General features: G+C 66.4%; 14 protein-coding genes and 1 tRNA gene. 8 read left to right on the top strand and 7 right to left on the bottom strand.

Features of this window, described 5'->3' with window-relative positions:
* Window positions 1-72: 72 nt before the first annotated feature.
* The 4 genes from Pph01_RS30210 to Pph01_RS30195 all read left to right on the top strand — a co-directional run bounded on the left by Pph01_RS30210 (window position 73) and on the right by Pph01_RS30195 (window position 6,394).
* A complete protein-coding gene (locus Pph01_RS30210; protein ID WP_204076563.1) occupies window positions 73-690 on the top strand; it encodes an RNA polymerase sigma factor in 618 nt (205 codons plus the stop codon).
* Entirely contained in the window at window positions 687-1,721 is a 1,035-nt protein-coding gene (locus Pph01_RS30205; protein ID WP_204076562.1) for a CU044_5270 family protein, read from the top strand. Before Pph01_RS30210 ends, Pph01_RS30205 begins: the two co-directional genes overlap by 4 nt.
* Before the next feature lie 148 nt (window positions 1,722-1,869).
* Window positions 1,870-2,451 carry a MerR family transcriptional regulator gene (locus tag Pph01_RS30200; RefSeq protein WP_204076561.1) on the top strand — a complete coding sequence of 194 codons (582 nt, stop codon included), beginning with the start codon at window positions 1,870-1,872 and terminating at the stop codon, window positions 2,449-2,451.
* 301 nt (window positions 2,452-2,752) lie between these two features.
* A complete protein-coding gene (locus Pph01_RS30195; RefSeq protein ID WP_204076560.1) occupies window positions 2,753-6,394 on the top strand; it encodes a CARDB domain-containing protein in 3,642 nt (1,213 codons plus the stop codon).
* Between the two features lie 115 nt (window positions 6,395-6,509).
* Here the strand turns inward: Pph01_RS30195 and Pph01_RS30190 are convergent, their stop codons facing one another.
* On the bottom strand, window positions 6,510-6,887 hold the full coding sequence (locus Pph01_RS30190; RefSeq protein WP_204076559.1) for a barstar family protein: 378 nt from the start codon (window positions 6,885-6,887) through the stop codon (window positions 6,510-6,512).
* A 7-nt stretch (window positions 6,888-6,894) separates the two neighbouring features.
* On the bottom strand, window positions 6,895-7,308 hold the full coding sequence (locus Pph01_RS30185) for a ribonuclease domain-containing protein (RefSeq protein WP_204076558.1): 414 nt from the start codon (window positions 7,306-7,308) through the stop codon (window positions 6,895-6,897).
* A 311-nt stretch (window positions 7,309-7,619) separates the two neighbouring features.
* On the opposite strand from Pph01_RS30185, the gene Pph01_RS30180 reads away from it, so the two are divergent.
* Window positions 7,620-9,164, top strand: coding sequence for a long-chain-fatty-acid--CoA ligase (locus Pph01_RS30180; RefSeq protein ID WP_204076557.1), 1,545 nt, complete (start codon window positions 7,620-7,622; stop codon window positions 9,162-9,164).
* 37 nt (window positions 9,165-9,201) lie between these two features.
* Here Pph01_RS30180 and Pph01_RS43445 read toward each other — a convergent pair whose 3' ends face one another.
* Together Pph01_RS43445 and Pph01_RS30175 are read right to left on the bottom strand one after the other, a co-directional pair.
* Window positions 9,202-9,324: a hypothetical protein gene (locus tag Pph01_RS43445; protein ID WP_275412887.1), complete on the bottom strand. Its 123-nt coding sequence runs from the start codon at window positions 9,322-9,324 to the stop codon at window positions 9,202-9,204.
* Window positions 9,325-9,588: 264 nt separating this feature from the next.
* Entirely contained in the window at window positions 9,589-10,782 is a 1,194-nt protein-coding gene (locus Pph01_RS30175; RefSeq protein WP_239117122.1) for an esterase-like activity of phytase family protein, read from the bottom strand.
* 108 nt (window positions 10,783-10,890) lie between these two features.
* Here Pph01_RS30175 and Pph01_RS30170 point away from each other — a divergent pair, with 108 nt between their 5' ends.
* Complete coding sequence (locus tag Pph01_RS30170; protein WP_204076556.1) at window positions 10,891-11,349, top strand: MaoC family dehydratase; 459 nt, start codon at window positions 10,891-10,893, stop codon at window positions 11,347-11,349.
* Window positions 11,350-11,513: 164 nt separating this feature from the next.
* A tRNA-Arg gene (locus Pph01_RS30165) sits at window positions 11,514-11,586 on the top strand.
* A gap of 382 nt (window positions 11,587-11,968) precedes the next feature.
* On the opposite strand, the gene Pph01_RS30160 is transcribed toward Pph01_RS30165, so the two are convergent.
* The 3 genes from Pph01_RS30160 to Pph01_RS30150 form a co-directional block, all read right to left on the bottom strand.
* A complete protein-coding gene (locus Pph01_RS30160) occupies window positions 11,969-15,157 on the bottom strand; it encodes an ATP-binding protein (protein WP_204076555.1) in 3,189 nt (1,062 codons plus the stop codon).
* 251 nt (window positions 15,158-15,408) lie between these two features.
* Window positions 15,409-15,813: a transposase gene (locus Pph01_RS30155; RefSeq protein ID WP_204076554.1), complete on the bottom strand. Its 405-nt coding sequence runs from the start codon at window positions 15,811-15,813 to the stop codon at window positions 15,409-15,411.
* 70 nt (window positions 15,814-15,883) lie between these two features.
* Window positions 15,884-17,461 carry an ATP-dependent nuclease gene (locus tag Pph01_RS30150; protein WP_204076553.1) on the bottom strand — a complete coding sequence of 526 codons (1,578 nt, stop codon included), beginning with the start codon at window positions 17,459-17,461 and terminating at the stop codon, window positions 15,884-15,886.
* 397 nt (window positions 17,462-17,858) lie between these two features.
* On the opposite strand from Pph01_RS30150, the gene Pph01_RS30145 reads away from it, so the two are divergent.
* Complete coding sequence (locus Pph01_RS30145; protein WP_204076552.1) at window positions 17,859-18,509, top strand: HAD family hydrolase; 651 nt, start codon at window positions 17,859-17,861, stop codon at window positions 18,507-18,509.
* Window positions 18,510-18,514 lie beyond the last annotated feature (5 nt).

Here is an 18,514-nt window from a genome sequence, read left to right as displayed (position 1 = left end):
CCGCCGGGCGGAGGTGTGTCGAGTACGGGATGAAACCCACTCGGAAAGGACGCCCATGAACGGATGTGGTGAATGTTGATCGCCCCGCCTGACACGGGACCGTACGCCTTCGCGGAGGGCATGACCGACGCGGCGCTGCTCGAGCAGTCCCTGGAAGTGCCGGAGCGGTTCGCGGCCGTCTTCGACCGCCACAACGACGAGATCTATCGCTATGCCGTCCGGCGGCTCGGGCCGGAGACGGCCGAGGACGTCGTCGCCGAGACGTTCCTCACGGCCTTCCGCAAGCGGGGCACCTACGATCCGGAGCGCCCGGACGCCCGCCCGTGGCTGTACGGCATCGCGACCCATGCCATACGCGAGCACCGGCGGGCGGAGATCCGGCGCAACCGGACGCTGGCCCGCGGCGAGGCGCATTCCTCGGCCGAGTCGTTCGCCGAGCGCAGCGACTCCAAAGTGACCGCTGAGCGGCTGCAACCCCGGCTCGCCGCGGTGCTGGCCCGGCTGTCGGCGGCCGACCGCGACCTGCTGCTGCTCATCGCCTGGGCGGACCTCACCTATGAGGAGGCGGCCCAGGCGCTCGGGGTGCCCGTCGGGACCGTCCGGTCCCGGTTGCACCGAATCCGTAAGAAGGTGCGTCGCGCTCTCGGCGGCACCGATCCGATGGCGACGAACGAGGAATCATGGGCATGAGCACCGACGAGATCACGACCTTCCGCGCGGCCCGGCCGGAGGCCACGCCGTACGACCCCGGAGCGCGGGCCCGCCTGCGCGCGCGGCTGATCCAAGAGTCCACGGCGGTGCCGCACGCACGTCCGCTCAGGAGTTGGACGGTGTCACGCCGGATCATGGCGGTCGGTGCGCTCACGGCCGCGCTCGTGGCCGGCATCACCGTCGTACAGAACATCGATCTGAGCGGCCGTCCCACCGGAGGTCACGCCGCGCCCGGCGAGTCGCGAAGGCCGCTTCTGCTGGGCCCGGTCGCGAACGCGGAGGACCTCGCGCAGGCGGCGGCGCAGCAGGCCGCCGCCGAGCCCGACGTACGCCCCCGCCCGGACCAGTGGTCCTACGCGAAGACCGTCCTGGCCATGTCGTCGAAGGGAACGGGCGGCTCACTGTTCGGTCCGCCTGACAGACGCCTCACGGTCGAGCAATGGCGCCGCGCGGACGGCAAGCAGTCGGCGGCCATCGAGAACGGGAAACTCGAGATACACGATCTCGGCTCTCTGGAGCTGAGTGCCTCGCCGCGCAGCGATTATCCGTATCTGCTGTCGCTGCCCGACGACGCCGACGCGCTCCTCGACCATGTGTACAAGGTGGTCGACGAGGAGAGCGGCGGTGAGAAGGAGTCCGAGCAGGAGCGCGCGGACCGGGCGTTCCAGATCATCGAGGTCTACATGCGGGACAGCGCCCTGCCGTCCAAGCTGCGGGCCGCGATGTACGGGGCACTCGCGAAGATCCCTGGGGTGCGATACGAGGGGAAGGCCGCGGACATCCAGGGGAGGCCGGGAGTCACCCTCTACCGCATCGTCGAGGGCTACCTGCGCAGCGAGATCATCGTGAACCCGAAGACCTATGAGTACATGGGGTTCCGCTTCATCGCGGTCAAGAATCACGTCTCCGCGGGTCTCGACATGAGTCTGCACACGAAGAAGGGCCAGATTCTCGGCTGGGGCGGCCTGATCAAGGCGGCCGTCGTCGACAAACCGGGCCAGCGGGCTTAGGTCGCTCACGTTCGGTGAGTTTCGGGGGAACGTGGCATTTGACCTGGAGTGCACTCCAAGTTCTAGTGTCACTTCGTGAACAGCGAAGACGCCTTCTCGCAGGAGCGGGAGCCGCTCACCATCGCCCGGATGGCGGAGCGCACCGGATTTGTCGGCCGACACTCTGCGCTACTACGAGAAGGCCGGGCTGATCGAGCCGACCGGGCGTAGTGCCGGCAACCAGCGGCGCTACGCGATGAGCGACCTCGACTGGGTGGAGTTCCTGTTGCGGCTGCGCGCGACGGGGATGTCCATCGCCGACATGCAGCGGTTCGCCCGGCTGCGGGCCGTCGGCGATGCCACCGTCGCCGATCGGCTGGCCCTTCTCCGCGACCACCGCAGCGAGCTCGACGAGCGCATCAGGATGCTCCAGGAGAACGCGGACGCTGGACAAGAAGATCGACCACTACGAACGGCTGCTGTCCCCACGGCCGGAAACGGATCACGCATGACCACCTCCCCCGCCGAGACCCGCCAGGAAGGTGTTCGGCGAACGCGGTCTCCTTCCCGTCACCGGGGCGGAGTAGCCCCTCTGCGCCGGGCCTCGCGAGTGAGGCCCGGCGCAGCAAACCGGCCCAGAAAATCGGCCCAGAAACCCGTGCAGAGACAGGCCCAGAAAATCGGCCCAGAAATAGGCCCGGAAACCGACGCAGAAAGCCGATTCCTAACAGTTGACGTGACCGTAGGGTAAAAGTAATCTACGGGCAACGTCCTGCAAGATCCTTGCAAATCACTGTTCATTTCTCTCTATTCTCCGCAACTTCTGGTTGGAGCGCACTGCGTCCGTGCACCCGGCCCCGCCCCCATCCCATGGAGGCCCCGGTGATGTCGGCTACCGCATTGCGTGGCCGGTCGCCGCCTCAGGCGGCACCGGCCAGCGCTTCCCTCACCCTGCGTTGACGACTCTGCGTTGACGACTTCGCGTTGAGATCAGCACTCCCACCACGGCTCTGCGCCGACCCTTGCGTCCCTGACGAGAGATAGAGAACGCGATGAGCAAAAAGCACCCTGTTCTACGGCTGGTCGCGGCGTTGCTCGCGGCCGGCCTGCTCGTTTTGGCGGGACCGGTGTTGCCGGCCTCGGCCGCGGGTCCGAACCTGGCGGCCGGCAAGACCGTCACGGCGAGCAGTTTCGCGGACGTCTACCAGGCGGGCAACGCCAACGACGGCAACCAGAACACCTACTGGGAAAGCGCCAACAACGCCTTCCCGCAGTGGATCCAGGTGGACCTCGGCTCGGCCGTCAGCGTGAACCAGGTCGTCCTGAAGGTCCCCTCCCCGAGCGCGTGGGCCACCAGGACGCAGACGTTGTCGGTCCTGACCGGCACCTCCAATCCGCCGGCGACCACGACGGTGGGCTCGGCCGGCTACACCTTCAACCCGGCGACCGGCAACACGGTGACGATCAACTTCACCGCGACCACCACCCGGTACGTCCGGCTGAACATCACCGGCAACACCGGATGGCCGGCCGGCCAGATCTCCGAGTTCGAGGTGTACGGCCCGGTCACCGGAGACACCCAACCCCCGAGCGCGCCGTCGAACCTGTCGTTCACCGAACCCGCCTCCGGGCAGATCAGGCTGACCTGGGGCGCCTCCACCGACGACGTCGGCGTCACCGGCTACGACGTCTACGCCAACAACGCGCTACGCGCCAGCGTCGCGGGCAACGTCCTGACCTACACCGACACCCAGCCCACGACGGCCACGGTGTCGTACTACGTTCGGGCCAAGGACGCCTCCGGCAAGCAGTCGGCCGACAGCAACACCGTCACCCGCAACGGCAGCGGCGGTGGCGGCGGCTCCAACCTCGCCGTCGGCAAGCCCGTCACCGCGTCCGGCTCGGTCTTCACCTTCGTGCCGGCCAACGCCGTCGACGACAACGTGGCGACCTACTGGGAGGGCGCGAGCGGCTCCTACCCGAGCACGTTGGCCGTCCAGCTGGGTGCCAACGCCGACGTCAACCAGGTCGTGGTCAAGCTCAACCCCGACAACGCGTGGGGGCCGCGCACCCAGACCATCCAGGTCCTCGGCCGTGAGCAGAGCGCGACCACGTTCACCAGCCTGTCCGGGGCCACGGCCTACAACTTCAGCCCGTCGTCGGGCAACAGCGTGACGATCCCGGTCAGCGGCCGGGTCGCCGACGTCCAACTCCGGATCACCTCGAACACCGGCGCACCGGCCGGGCAGGTCGCCGAGTTCCAGATCATCGGCACCGCGGCGCCCAACCCCGACCTCACGGTCACGAACCTCTCGTGGACTCCGGCCGGCCCGAACGAGACCAACGCGATCACTCTGTCGGCCACGGTCAGGAACGCGGGCACGGCCGCCTCCGCCGCCGACGACGTCAACTTCTACCTGGGCGGCGCACTGGTCGGCACCGCGAACATCCCCGGCCTAGCCGTCAACGGCACCGCCACGGTGACCCAGAACATCGGCACCCGCGGCGAGGGGACCTACACGGTCAGCGCCAGAGTGGACGCGGACAACACGGTCTTCGAGCAGAACGAGACCAACAACCTCTACACCGCGGCCTCCCCGCTGGTGGTCGCGCAGGCTCCCGGCCCCGACCTGCAGGTGCTCGGCATCACCTCCAACCCGCCGAACCCGGCCGTCGGTGCGGCGGTGTCCTTCACCGTGGCGGTGAAGAACCGCGGAACCACCGCGTCGGGCGCGACCACGGTCACCCGCGTGGCGGTCGGCGGCACCACGCTCAACACCAACACCCCCTCGATCGCGGCGGGCGCGACGGCCAACGTGGCCATCAGCGGCACGTGGACGGCCACCAGCGGCGGCGCGACCATCACCGCCACCGCCGACGCGACCAACGTCGTCACCGAGACCAACGAGACCAACAACGCGTTCTCCCAGGCGATCGTGGTCGGGCGCGGGGCCGCGGTCCCGTGGGTCGAGTACGAGGCGGAGGCCGCCAGCTACCAGGGCACCCTGCTCACGGCCGACCCGCTGCGCACCTTCGGGCACACCAACTTCGCCACCGAGTCCTCCGGCAGGCAGTCGGTGCGCCTGAACAGCACGGGACAGTTCGTCGAGTTCACCTCCACCAACCCGACCAACTCGATCGTGGTGCGCAACTCGATCCCCGACGCGCCGAACGGCGGCGGCATCGACGCCACGATCAGCCTCTACGTCAACGGCGCCTTCGCCCAGAAGCTGACCCTCTCGTCCAAGCACAGCTGGCTGTACGGGAACACCGACGGGCCGGAGGCGCTGACGAACACACCCCAGGCCGACGCCCGGCGGTTGTTCGACGAGGCGCACGCGCTGCTGCCGCAGTCATATCCGGCGGGCACCAAGTTCAGGTTGCAGCGCGACGCGACCGACACCGCGTCCTTCTACATCATCGACCTGATCGACCTGGAGCAGGTGGCGCCCCCGGCGAGCCAGCCGGCCGGGTGCACCTCGATCACGGCCTACGGCGCGGTGCCGGGCGACGGGCTCGACGACACGGCCGCCATCCAGCGGGCGGTGACGGACGACCAGAACGGCGTCATCAGCTGCGTGTGGATTCCGGCCGGGCAGTGGCGCCAGGAGCAGAAGATCCTCACCGACGACCCGCTGAACCGGGGTCAGTACAACCAGGTGGGCATCAGCAACGTCACGATCCGCGGTGCGGGCATGTGGCACTCCCAGCTGTACACCCTGACCGAGCCCCAGGACGTGGTGGGCGGCATCAACCACCCGCACGAGGGCAACTTCGGCTTCGACATCGACGACAACGTCCAGATCTCCGACATCGCCATCTTCGGCTCAGGCCGAATCCGTGGCGGTGACGGCAACGACGAGGGCGGGGTCGGACTGAACGGGCGGTTCGGCAAGAACACCAAGATCTCCAACGTCTGGATCGAGCACGCCAACGTGGGCGTCTGGGTCGGCCGCGACTACGACAACATCCCCGCCCTGTGGGGCCCCGCCGACGGGCTCGAGTTCAGCGGCATGCGCATCCGCGACACCTACGCCGACGGCATCAACTTCACCAACGGCACGCGCAACTCCAAGGTGTTCAACTCGTCGTTCCGCACCACCGGCGACGACGCCCTGGCGGTGTGGGCCAACCAGGCCGTGAAGGACCGGGTCGTCGACAACACCCACGACAACCACTTCGTCAACAACACCGTCCAGCTGCCCTGGCGCGCGAACGGCATCGCGATCTACGGCGGCTACGACAACTCGATCGAGAACAACCTGATCTACGACACCATGAACTACCCGGGCATCATGCTGGCGACCGACCACAGTCCCCTGCCCTTCTCGGGGACCACGCTGATCGCCAACAACGCGATCTACCGCGGTGGCGGCGTCTTCTGGAACGAGGACCAGGAGTTCGGCGCCATCACGCTGTTCCCGTCGAGCCTGGACATCACCGGGGTCACCATCCGCGACACCGATATATACGACTCGACCTACGACGGGATCCAGTTCAAGACGGGCGGCGGCAACATGCCGAACGTCGCGATCACCAACGTGAAGATCGACAAGTCGAACAACGGCGCGGGGATCCTGGCCATGAGCGGCGCCCGCGGCAATGCGACGCTGACGAACGTGACCATTACCAACTCGGCCAAGGGCGACATCGTGAAACAGCCGGGATCGCAGTTCACGATCACCGGCGGCTGATCGACGCCCTAGAGCGGTCCGCTGCGTGAACGACGGCCGGCCCTACGCGTGTCCCGGTTGAGGAACCGGGGCACGCCGACGGCCGGCCGTGTCGTCTCCGTTCGAGCCGCTGCGGTCAGGTCAGGGCTGTGGAGACCCTCCGACGGAGTAGTTCCTCGTGGCCCGGCTCGGTGAGCAACGCGACGGTCAGTCCGGCGTCGGCCGCTTCAGCGAGGACCGCCAGCAGGGTGGCGAACTGCTCTGGGGGTTCGGCGTTCAGCAGTTCCTCGGCGTGCTCCACGACCAGGGCGACGTCCCCGGCGCGGGTCGCGTCGCGCAGGGAGTCGGTCAGCGCGTCCCAGTTGCGGCCGAAGTAACCGGGGAGGCGCAGAGCCCGCGCCGCCTCCTCGAAGAAGGCGGCGCGGGTCCGTGACTCGCGCCCGTCGACGACCGCCGGCGCCGGGCCGGTGGACACCGTCAGCCATGGCGGCAGCGGACGTTCGGCGGATGTCATGGAGGTCCTAGAGCCGGTAGAAGTCGGTGTAGTGGTTCGGGGAGAACCAGGTCACGCCGGTGCTGCGGTTGACGACGATCCGGTACGCGTCACGCGCCGCGCCCCGGGTCCGGGGGTAGACGTCGTACTCGTAGTAGGTGCCGCCGCTGGGGAGCTGGCCCTCACGGTTCTGGAAGCGTCCGCCAGTGTAGTTGTACTTGCCGCCCGACCACGTGTACCAGCCGGCGGTGGTGGGGTAGCCCTTGGACTCCCAGATCGCGTCGGCCGAGCGGGCGTCGGCGCAGCGGGAGATGGTGCAGGAGCTGTAGACCGACGCACTGGCGGGGGTGACGCCGACCAGGCCGATCAGGGACATGAGAGCGGCGAGCATGACGGTGAGCCGTGCCGGCCACGCAAGGCGGGGGCGTTGCAGGGTGTGCACGAAGCCTCCTTGTGGGGGGACTGCCGGGGGGACGAACAGTTGTCAGGATCGCCGTCAACCCGGGTCAGATAAAGGGGAAGATCGCCAAAGCTCCGGTGAACAATTCGCGGCACCAGGCCGTTGCGCCGCCTGCCGTACGGGTCGGACGTGTCGGCGGCGCTGGAGTTCCGGACCGGAGCCCATCTCGCCGGAGGGAGGGCTTCAACCCGGACATGATCGCTGGCATTCTGGTGATCCACGGTCCGCGCGCCGGCCGGGGGACAGGCGCCGAACCTGGCTGAAGTTCGCCGCCAGCGAGATGAGGAAAACCCATGAGCGCCCCCAGCAACGCCACCCTCTCCGTCGCCGCGATCCTCAAAGAGACCGCCGAGCGCGCGCCCGGCAAGACGGCGATCGCCATCGGCTCCTCCACGGTGACCTACGCGGAGTTGTGGGACCAGACGCGCCGATACGCGGGCGCTCTCAGGGCGCAGGGCGTGAAGCCGGGCGACGCGGTCGCGATCCTCATCCCGAACGTCCCCGACTTCCCGCGCGTGTACTACGCCGTTCTGAGCCTCGGCGGCATCGTCGTCCCCATCCACGCGTTGCTGAAGGCCGACGAGATCGAGTACGTGCTCAAGGACTCGGGGGCGACCGTGCTCGTCTGCGCGGCTCCGCTGCTCGGCGAGGGGGCGAAGGGGGCGGAGCAGGCCGGCATCCCGGTGATCTCGGTCCTCGCGCCCGACCCGATCGAGGGCATCTCGCAACTCGAGAAGCTCGCCGCGGACGCCGAGCCGATCACCACCTACGAGCCGTGCCTGCCGGACGCGACCGCGACCATCCTCTACACGAGCGGCACGACCGGTAAGCCCAAGGGGGCGATGGGCTCCCACTTCGCGCTGATCGAGCAGACCAACACCCTGCTGCTCAGCACCTTCGACATGGGACCGGACGACGTCGTGTTCGGCGCGCTTCCGCTGTTCCACACGTTCGGCCAGACGTGCACGCTCAACGCCGGCTTCCGGGCACAGGCGAAGCTCGTCCTGCTGCCCAGATTCGACGGCGAGACCGCGCTGCGCAGCCTCATCGACAACGAATGCACGATCATGATGGGCGTTCCGACGATGTACGTCGCGCTGCTCGAGGCCGCGAAGACCATCCCGGAGCGGCCGCCACTGCGCTACGCCATCTCGGGAGGTGCCTCCATCCCCCTCGCCGTCATCGAGCGTTTCCGCAAGGAGTTCGGCGTCGAGATCTACGAGGGCTACGGGCTCACCGAGACCTCGCCGGTCGCGTGCTTCAACCACATCGGCCGCACTCCCCGCGCCGGCAGCATCGGCACCCCGATCTGGGGAGTGGACCTGGAGATCGCCAGGGCGGACGTCGACGACCGCGTCGAACTGCTCGGGGTCGACGAGCTCGGCGAGATCGTGATCCGCGGCCACAACATCATGAAGGGCTACCTGCACCTGCCCGAGGAGACGTCGAAGGCCATCGTCGACGGCTGGTTCCGCAGCGGGGACCTCGGGAGGAAGGACGCCGACGGGTACCTCTGGATCGTCGACCGCAAGAAGGACATGATCATCCGCAATGGGTACAACGTGTACCCGCGCGAGGTGGAGGAGTTGCTGACCGCCCACCCCGCCGTCTCGACCGCGGCCGTTTTCGGCGTCCCCGACGAGGTGCACGGAGAAGAGATCATGGCCTGCGTCGTGCTCGCACCGGGCGCCGACGTCGACTCCGCGACACTCGCCGAGTACGCGAAGGAGAAGCTCGCCGCCTACAAGTACCCGCGCCGCGTCGAGATCGTGGAGACCCTCCCCCTGGGGCCGAGCGGCAAGGTGCTCAAGCGCGAGCTCGTCGCCAGATACGCCTAGGGGCGGCGGAGCCGACGGCCGGGGCGGTAGTCGGCGGTCAGCTGAAGAGCTTGACGATGACCCAGATGATGAACGCCCATGAGGCGATCCCCATGAGGGTGACGGCAACGAGACCGCGAAGGCGGTATCGCTTGCCGGGCGGCTCAGGCTCGTCGCTCACTCGTGCTCCGCGTCAGGCAGTCGGTCAATCCGTGTGACTGCCTGATACCCCTCCGTAATCCCCGACTTCGCGCGCGGGCGCAAGGGCATGAAGGTGTATCGGTAACGTCTGGGTCGCCGCAGCAAGCGCTGGACGTGCGGAAACGTTCTTGCCGGAGATGCGTTCGCAGATGCACGGGCGCCCCCTGGCGTACGGGCGACGCCGTACGCCAGGGGGCGCGGAAAGCGTGTCCGGTATCAGGTGGACCGGATCATGCGGCGATGCTCACCGGAACGCGCGGTGGTCGGCGTGCAGGCGCTGCGAGAGCCGTACGGTGATGAACTCGTCGTTGTCCGCCTGGCCCGGCGTGCGGCCGGAGGAGAACGGGAAGTTGTTGTCGTTCAGGACCGCCACGGTCTGGTCGTCGAGCAGGGTGACGTCCTCGATGGTCTGGAACGGGAACCGGAACGTCGTGCCGAAGCCGCCGAGGCCCTTCGGGTTGGCGAGGTCGAGCAGGTCGGCGACCAGGGTCTTGTCCATGACGCCGTCGTGGTCGCGGTCACGGGTGTCGGCCAGGTAGAGGCGCTTGAGCTTGGCGGCGTCGCCCTGCTCGTTGTCCCGCTCGATGATCAGGAAGCGGTGGTCGTCGATGGAGATGGCGTCGCCGATGGAGTTGCCGGGAGCCTCGAGGCGGTAGATGAAGCGCTTGCCGGTGTAACGGCCCTTGCGCGTGTCGAACTGGTTCATCCGCAGGTCGCCGGGGGTGTCGCCGGCCACCGTGCCCTCGAGGAGCGGGTAGAGGTAACGGCCGTCGATCCCGCGGGCCATGCCCTCGTAGCCCTTGCTGCTGTTGAGGTTCGGCTGCCCGCCGTTCAGGTACGGGTTCTCCGGAGCCTTCACACCCTCGAGGGGGATCGGGGCCTGGAGGAGCTTGCCGGACCGCGAGAAGTGCAGAAGCCACGGGCCGAACTCGTCACCGATCCAGTAGGTGCCGTCGAAGGCGCGCACGATCGACTCGACGTCGAAGTCGGAGCCGGTCAGCACCCGGTCGGAGCGGGTGAGCGCGAAGGGCACCCTGTGGTCGGGGTCGGTCAGGTTGAAGCCGCCGAGGACCTTGACCTTGCCGGTCTTGGTGTCGGGCTTGATGTGGTGGACGCGGAGGAGGAAGTCGCCGCTGTTGGCCTTGTTGCCGTAGCCGTTGTCCGACAGCACGTTGTACGTGCCGTCGTGGTTGTTGATGACACCGCTGAAGCCCTGGACGGGCTGCCCGGGGAACGGAATGGGGACGCCGTTGACCGGTCCGGGTCCGGCGAGGGCGCCGGAGGGGAGGCTGCCGGGCACGTAGGTCTGCGCCGGGAGCGAGGCGAAACCGGTCAGCGTGGCCCGGCCGTACGCCGAGTGGGCGGAGTCCGCCACGGCGGGGGTGGCGAGCCCGGCAGCCAGCGCGAGGGCGCCAAACATGATCGAGATTCGTTTCATGGGGCGCACGCTAGAAAGGCCGGATGACGGGCGGTCCAACACGAGGCGACGGGACGCGGAATCGTGTGACCTGGCCGCCGCGGTTCCCTCGAATTAGGGTTCAGAAGTATGCGGATCTTCAACGACCTCGCCGAACTGAAGGCGGCCAAGGGCGAACATTTGGGATACACCGACTGGCGGGAGATCACCCAGGAGCGGGTGAACGGCTTCGCCGACGCCACCGACGATCATCAGTGGATCCACGTGGACGTCGACCGGGCCAAGGAGGGGTTCTTCGGATCGACGATCGCACACGGATATCTGTCGCTCGCGCTGATCCCGTCGTTCAACAGCGAGTTGTTCCGCGTCGACGGCCTGAAGATGGGGATCAACTACGGCCTGAACAAGGTCAGGTTCGTCCGGCCGGTGCCGGTCGGCTCGCGGATCCGGGCGGGCGCGGAGATCGTCGACGTGAAGGGCACGCCGTCCGGAACACTGGCGACCCTCCGGGTCGTGATCGAGGTCGAGGGCTACGACAAACCCGCATGTATCGCCGAGACCCTCTCGCTGCTCGTCGCGGACTCCTGACCGCTTCGTCTCCTGCCTGATAGAGCCCCTCGGAGCCCGGAACGATCTTGGGCCGGGGGGCTCCGCGGGTTGCCGGACGGCAAAGTTATTGGCTCTGGCAGGGGTACGGGGTCTGGTAGAGTTCTTGTCGTCGCACTGCTCTGCAGGTCAGAGCATCAAGACGAGCGGCCGTAGCTCAATGGATAGAGCATCTGACTACGGATCAGAAGGTTGGGGTTTCGAGTACCTCCGGCCGCACCCAGGTCAAAGGCCACTTCCGATCATTGGAAGTGGCCTTTTTGATCTCTGTACAGCTGCAAAATACAGCAACAGCATCTGAGCGCTACTCGAAGAGGTCCTGCCCCCCACGGCCTGAAGGATCCATACTGAGCAGGTCCTCATGGAGGGCTTGGATTGCTGCCCGATGGTGCGGTCTCCGTCAGTCGGCAGCCAGGAGAGTCGTCTGGCTCTTGGCCACCGTGGCTGTGGGCTGTGAGGCTATATAGCAGCCCAAAGACAGCCTCATAGGCGGCGACTCGGGCGAGCAGGACAAGATCGCTGTGGTCGGCCGCCGTCGGCAAGTGGTCGGGCCGCTGACGGAAGCCTGCGCCGATCTCGATGCGTGACGCACGGCGTCAGGTCACGGAACAGGTCCGCCAAGCTCTTGCAGCAGTTGCTCAGCCCGGCGGGTGAAGAGGTGAGCTCCCCGTTCGGCGGACAGCGCACGTGCCCGCTCGGCGGCTGCCCGGGCCACCTCGACGCGGGCGCCTTCGGCCATCAGCAACCGGGCCCGCAGCAGGAACAGCAACCCCTCGGCGTAGCGCTCGCCGTAGGTTTCGACGACCTGATCGGCGTGGTCGAGGGCAACGGCGGCGGCGTCCGGCCTACCGGCGGCGAGCCACATCTCGCTGATAAGGCCGTACCAGGTGGCGAGGCCGGTGTGCGGCGAGTCGAGCAGCATCGCCGTCAGCAGCGTTTGGGCCTCGGCCGCGGCTCCGGCCGGGTCGAGGCCCGTCACGGCGCGCGCCCAGCACCGGATTATGTGGAGGTGCGCGCCGAAGAAGGCGAAGGAGAATCCGGGGTCCTCGGCGATGCCTCGTTCGGTGGCGCGCAGTGCCCGGGCGGGGTCGTCGGCGAGTGCCGCGATCATTGAGGCGAACGTCGCCCACAGTGTGATCGCGTACGGGTCGGTACCGGCCGCTTCCAACGTGTCGAGCACCGGCCTGGCCGCGTCGAGGTCTCCGTGCAGCGCGGAGATCATCGCGTGCATCCCGGCCGCGATCAGGTGGAGATCGCGTCGCAGCGGAAACTCGCTGTAGCCGGCGATGTCTTCGAGCAGCGTGCGGTCCGACCGCCTCTGGTATTCGAACGCGCTGTCGATCTCGCCGATGGCCCACTGGTAGATGGCCCACGCGTGGAGGCCGTAGGCGCGTAGGACGGGATCGGCCGACGCCTCGGTCTGTTTGAGGAACTGCCGCGCCAACCGTTTGGCGCGGTCGAGCTGCATTCCCTGGCAGTAGGCCGCCTGGCGGGACAGCAGGAAGTTGACGGCTTCCTCCTCGCGGCCGAGTTCGCGGGCCAGGTGCTCGGCGCGTTCGAGGAGGTCGGTCGCGGAGCCGGCGTATCCGGGCCCCTTGCCGATGACAGCGGTGAGCTGTGACAGCGCGGACAGTTCGAGCTCGGCGAGACCCGCCGAGCGGGCCACCTGCGTCGCCGACCGGAGGTGCTGCTCGGCCGCGTCGAGAGCGGATTTGGCGACCGCCCGGCGACCGGCGCCGATGAGCGCGCTCGCGGTCCGGGACGGGTCCGCGAGGGGGCCGGCGGCCCAGAGATGGTGGGCGATGCGCTCGGCGACGGACTCGACGCTGCTTTCGGTGGCTTCCAGCGCGTCCGCCACGCGGAGATGCAGCCGGATCATCCGGTGCGGTGACGTGGCCGTAGCGACCGACTCGCGGACCAGGTCGTGTGCGAAACGCAGCGAGAACGGGTTCCCGGGAGTCGGCCCGAGCAGGCCGAGGTGGTCGACAGGCTCCAGCCGGTCGAGACAGGTCTGGGTGTCGAGCCCGGCAACGCGGGCGAGCAGGCCGAGGTCGACGTCGCGGCCGATGAGGGCTGCGGTTTGGAGCAGGTCGTGCGCCTTGTCGTCGAGGTGCGAGACGCGGTCGCGCACGACGTCCCGCACGGTCGACGGCACGGTCGACGGCACGGTCGCGTCCCCGCTGATGTCGCCCCCCGCGGCGAGTAGCCGGGACAGCTCTCGGACGAAGAACGGGTTGCCGGCCGTGCGCGCGTGGATGCTGCGCACGACGCCGTCCCCGAGGTCGCGGCCGGCCTCGCGGCGGGCGAGTTCGGCGACCCCGGCCGGTCCCAGCGGGCCGAGGCGTATGCGGCGATGACCGGACACCCGGCTGGTCACCGCGAGCAGCCGGGACAACTCCGTCCCCGGCGTGGGGGCGCGGTCGCGGAGCGTGCCGATGATCGCGACGCCGCTCGGCAGCCGGACGGCCAAGTGACCGAACAGCTGCAGGGAAGCGACGTCGGCCCACTGGAGATCGTCGATAACGAGCACGATCGGCCGCGCGGCGGAGACCTCGCGGAGCAGCGCGACGACCCGTTCGAACAGGCGGAATTGGCCTCCGGCGTCGGCTTGCTCGGGCTCGGCCGGTGCCCGGTCGTCCGACTCGACGAGGTAGCCGAGCTCGCTGGTCAGCCACTTCTCGCGCGACGCCGGCGCCAGGGCGTCCAGGACCGTGCCGATGGCCCGCACCCACGGCCACATCGACGGTGCGCCGGCGTCCTCCAGGCAGTTGCCCCACACGACGTGTGCGCCTCGCCCGTGGGCAACATCGGTCACTTCTTCGACCAGCCGCGTCTTGCCGACTCCCGGCTCGCCCTCCACCAGGACGAGCCCGGTGCGGCCGGCCAGAGCAGACTCCACCGCCTGCCACACCACAGCGAGCTCCTCGACCCGACCGACAAGCCCGGCGGCCGCCAGCGGTGGCTGCCCGGCGTCAATCGGGTCGGCGGCGGCCTGCGGTGGCGGGACGCTGGAACCCAGCACCCGCTGGTGGGCGGCCCGTAGCGCCTCACCGGGGTCGATGCCGAGTTCCTCAACCAGCCGCCCGCGGACCTGCAGGTAGGTGGACAACGCCTCGGCCTGGTGTCCGGCAGCCGCCAGGACCGTGACGAGGGCGGCCTGGACCGGCTCGTGCAGGGGGGCCAACGACGCGGCGAGGCGCAGGGGCTGGAGTGTGCGCTCCGGCTGGCCCAGCGAGATCGCGAGCTCGGCCGCCGTGGTGCAGGCGTCGAAGAACTCGTGGTCGAGCGCGACGAACGTCGACATGGCGGCAGCCCCGTGATTCCAACCCTCGGCCGTGGACCCGCGCCACAGCCCGAGGGCGTCGACGTAGCAGGCGAGCGCATCCGTCTGCCGTCGCTCGGCCACGGCGGCCTCGGCCGCCCTCACCCGGCGGCGGAACAGGACGAGATCGAGGGTCTCGGGCTCGGCCACGAACAGGTAGCTGTTCCCCCGGCGCTGCAGATAGGACCCGCTCTCCCGCGCTGGCAGCGACGGTTCGAGGAGCCGGCGGAGCGCACCCACGTATTTCTGGAGAATGTTGAGCGCGCTGGCCGGCACGTCGTCTTCCCAGATGAGGTCGATCAACTGCTTCGTGCTGACGGGCTGGCCGGCGTGGGCCAGCAGCAGCGCGAACAGGAAGGCCTGTTGCCGCGGGCCGGTATCCAGCTCGACGCCGCCCCGCCAGACCCGCAATGGACCGAGGACCTCGACCCGGAGCGCGCGCTCGTGAGCCACGGTCGGGATTGCCACGCCTTAACCACCCCGGAAGACGAGCCGTCGGACGGCGGCTACGCAGCACGATGCTGATCTTCAAGGCTAGCCACCCGCAGCAACCCCTACAAGGGCTCCGATGAGCCCGGCCAACAGTTCCACGCAGTCCCCTCGCCGATTCATCGCGCCGACCGGAAGACATCGTCCACCGCGTGAGGGGCGGCAACGGCTGGTAACGCGTTTTTGCCGGGGAGTGTCCGGATCTTTGTGTGTGAGGCGATGATCACTGTTTAGTTGATGGTGATCCGGTCGCCGTAGTAGAGGGTCAGCGCGTTGAGCGCGGCCTTCCAGTCGGAGGTTTTCCCGGTCACGTTAGACCGGTTCGGCCGCGGGTTGCGGATGACCAGGTAGAGGACTTTCAGAGCGGCCTGCTCAGTCGGGAAGTGCCCCCTGCGCCGGGTCGCCTGGCGGAAACGGGAATTCAGCGACTCGATCGCGTTGGTCGTGTAGATGACCTTGCGGATCTCTGGAGGGAAGGCCAGGAATGGAGTGAACTGCTCCCAGCAGGTGCGCCATAACCCGGTGGGGCGCTCCACCTTGACCTCCTGGCCCTGTCCCGCTTCCCCTTCGGGCGGGTCGACGGCGGACGGGATGATCAGCAGGCCGGAGCGTGCGCACCGCTCAGAAAGGACCATGTCATGGCCTGATTGTCGGCCATTAGCGTGCCGCTTACTCAGCACGCCTCGACCGTAGTTCAGAAGAGGACTACACGGGAATGTCGGTGCTAGAAAGTTCCCCGGGGTTACTTTGAGCATGCTTGCTCTTTCCAAACAAAGCAAACTCAATAGATTTAAGCAGCTCCACCACCTCATGTGCGCTCTTCTCGAAGGCCGTCTTGGCTGCCGGATCCTCGTCACACCACCGCTTGACCTCCTCTAGCAGGCTCTTCTTTGCCGCCGGCTTGTCGTTATGAGATTTGGCGAGCGCTTCATCGATCTTGGAAGCGAACCGTTCCGGATAATACCTCTCGAAATCTGCTTCACTAAAGGCGCGGAAGTGATCAGTGGGCCATGCGTTGCCGTATTTTTTCTGTAGTTTGGTAATTATTGATTTACCTGACTCATCCCCATCAACAACGACCCAGGCGCGGCCTCTATATTGTGTTTCGAGATGAGTGAACAGGAAAAGGCGTCGGAAATCCTCGAAGGTCGCCTCAACCTTACTCGTGCCGCCGGCAGCGATCGTTCGAATGCGTGAGAGCTTCGGGGTGAACCACGGAATGAGGAAGTCCTTGATGATGACTTCCGCTGATGATTCCTCCAGAATTAGCCAACCCTCCCAGAGGTCGAAATCGTAAAGCTCATATCCGAGTTGCCTTAGGATCGACATGCGGGCTTCCCGGGTAGCCTCGATTGGGCTGATGTTTGAGGTGGGCACCGCGTGAGGAATGTAAGTCGATTCCACAGAAAGTACTGTACTATCCTGGGCTGCCCCAAGATATTTAGTCACTATATTTGAATGAGTTGAGATAATGAACTGGTTCGTCTGGGACTTGTCGATGATCGCCTCAAGAATTGTCTTGAGTCCTTCTGGGTGAATATCATTTTCCAGTTCCTCAATGAGGAAGAGGTTATTCTCGGCAATGCAGAGGTCGGTAATCAGTCCAAGTAGGCTTGAGACTCCCTCACCCATTGATTCGATTGGGATGTAATCGAATCGGCCGACGGGTATGCCTGCCTGCATGCCTTCCGGCGATGCATGAGTGCTGACCCTAAATCCAAGAATCTTTTGGCAGAGTCGGTCATACTCTGCCGATCTCTCATGGGATGAGTTTGCCAGTCGTGCGACTTTTGAGACCAAGAAGCGCAAGTCCTTTTCGACTCCTAGAGTTCTCATCCTGTCGACAGCCTGGTCGAATGCCCGGACCTTCCGCTTGGAGAGATAGGTGTAGATAAAGTTGTCCGGCTCTTGTGCAGGAATGAATCCGGCATTGATTTCTCCGCCGCCGAAGGAGAGAGAGGGGCTTGTTGTGGATAGGGATCCATTCTGTACATTTCCGTACCTAATTGTTAGGGTCCCTTTTTCCAGCAAGTTGGGTGTGTCAAATTGAAAATGCCGAGAGTCGACGTCGGTCAACTGTAAGGTAACAACGCATTCTGTGTTTCCGAGGCGTATATCACTTACCGTCATCTCCGCATTGGTCTGCATCAGGTTTATGGCTCGAATGAATGCCGATTTACCTGCGTTGTTCTTGCCGACAAGTACATTTATCTGACGAAGTGGGATCCAGCCGCTTTTCTCGAAGCTCTTATAGTTCTGTATAGATGCGTTGTTGATCTTCATGTTCGCATCCTAGCGGTAAGCACGTCAGTCCTGAGGTGATTTATAGGAGGGGCATGATCGGAGGTGTCAGATGCGCTCTTGGTCCCGTCGCTGCGGCGCATGTGCCTGGGGTCGCGTCTGCGTTCGGTAACCCGGCACCACGCCCGACTGATTCCGCCTCAGCGATGACCGAGTATGTCAATTTTGTTTGGGCCGGAAGCCTAGCGCGGCTGTCGCTAATGAGAACTCCGCAGTTGTGGGCTGCACTGGATATGTGAGGGGGATCTTCCGTTTCTCGCCTAGCATCTCGGGACTCAGTTGCAGGTCAGTTGCTATAGGTCGGTGAGTTCCGCAGTGTTCTTGATAACCGCTAGGTCGCCAGCGGCGAGGACCTGGTGGTGCTCGTAAGATGCGCCCTGTGCAACGGCTTGCGCTCTTTGACCTGGACCACACCCTCGTGAATCTGGAGGAAGCCTTTCGGGTGTGGGCCGAGGAGTTCGTCGACGAGCATGGCCTGGACCGTGAGGCGGTTGACTGGTTGATCGCTCTGGATCGAGTTGGCTACCCGCATCGTGAGGTGTTCTTCGGCAAGATTCGTGCCTACTTTGCCCTGTCGGAACCGGTCGAGGAGTTGTGGAGTCGCTACCGCCGGCGCATGCCGTACCTCGTCTACTGCCGTTCCGAGGTGATGGAGGGGCTGTCGCAACTTCGCTCGTCCGGCTGGAAGGTTGCCATCGTCACTAACGGCACGGCAGACAACCAACTCGGAAAGCTCCAGCAGACAGGATTGGCTGAGGCTGTGGACGCCTGCGCACTCTCAGGCATTGAGGGCATTCGCAAGCCGGACCGAGGCCTATTCGAGATCGCCGCCAGTAGGTGCGGCATGAGTCTCGACGCTGGGGGATGGATGATCGGGGACAACCTCATTGCCGACATAGCCGGCGGACGCGCAGCCGGGCTCCGCACCGTCTGGATCGACCGGGGGACATGGCCGGACCATGAACTTAACGCGGACCACGTCGTTGAAGACGTGCTCGAGGCGATGCGGATTCTGCACGATGAGGCGTGATCGCG

It is taken from the genome of Planotetraspora phitsanulokensis, assembly GCF_016863295.1.
GTDB classification, from domain to species: domain Bacteria; phylum Actinomycetota; class Actinomycetes; order Streptosporangiales; family Streptosporangiaceae; genus Planotetraspora; species Planotetraspora phitsanulokensis.
This window is presented reverse-complemented; position numbering and strand designations above follow the sequence as displayed.

Excerpts from the sequence above, each read along its gene's own strand:
- Pph01_RS30210 (WP_204076563.1), top strand. The coding sequence starts at position 73 with ATGTTGATCGCCCCGCCTGACACGGGACCGTACGCCTTCGCGGAGGGC.
- Pph01_RS30205 (WP_204076562.1), top strand. The coding sequence starts at position 687 with ATGAGCACCGACGAGATCACGACCTTCCGCGCGGCCCGGCCGGAGGCC.
- Pph01_RS30195 (WP_204076560.1), top strand. The coding sequence starts at position 2,753 with ATGAGCAAAAAGCACCCTGTTCTACGGCTGGTCGCGGCGTTGCTCGCG.
- Pph01_RS30190 (WP_204076559.1), bottom strand. The coding sequence starts at position 6,887 with ATGACATCCGCCGAACGTCCGCTGCCGCCATGGCTGACGGTGTCCACC.
- Pph01_RS30180 (WP_204076557.1), top strand. The coding sequence starts at position 7,620 with ATGAGCGCCCCCAGCAACGCCACCCTCTCCGTCGCCGCGATCCTCAAA.
- Pph01_RS30175 (WP_239117122.1), bottom strand. The coding sequence starts at position 10,782 with ATGAAACGAATCTCGATCATGTTTGGCGCCCTCGCGCTGGCTGCCGGG.
- Pph01_RS30170 (WP_204076556.1), top strand. The coding sequence starts at position 10,891 with ATGCGGATCTTCAACGACCTCGCCGAACTGAAGGCGGCCAAGGGCGAA.
- Pph01_RS30155 (WP_204076554.1), bottom strand. The coding sequence starts at position 15,813 with ATGGTCCTTTCTGAGCGGTGCGCACGCTCCGGCCTGCTGATCATCCCG.
- Pph01_RS30150 (WP_204076553.1), bottom strand. The coding sequence starts at position 17,461 with ATGAAGATCAACAACGCATCTATACAGAACTATAAGAGCTTCGAGAAA.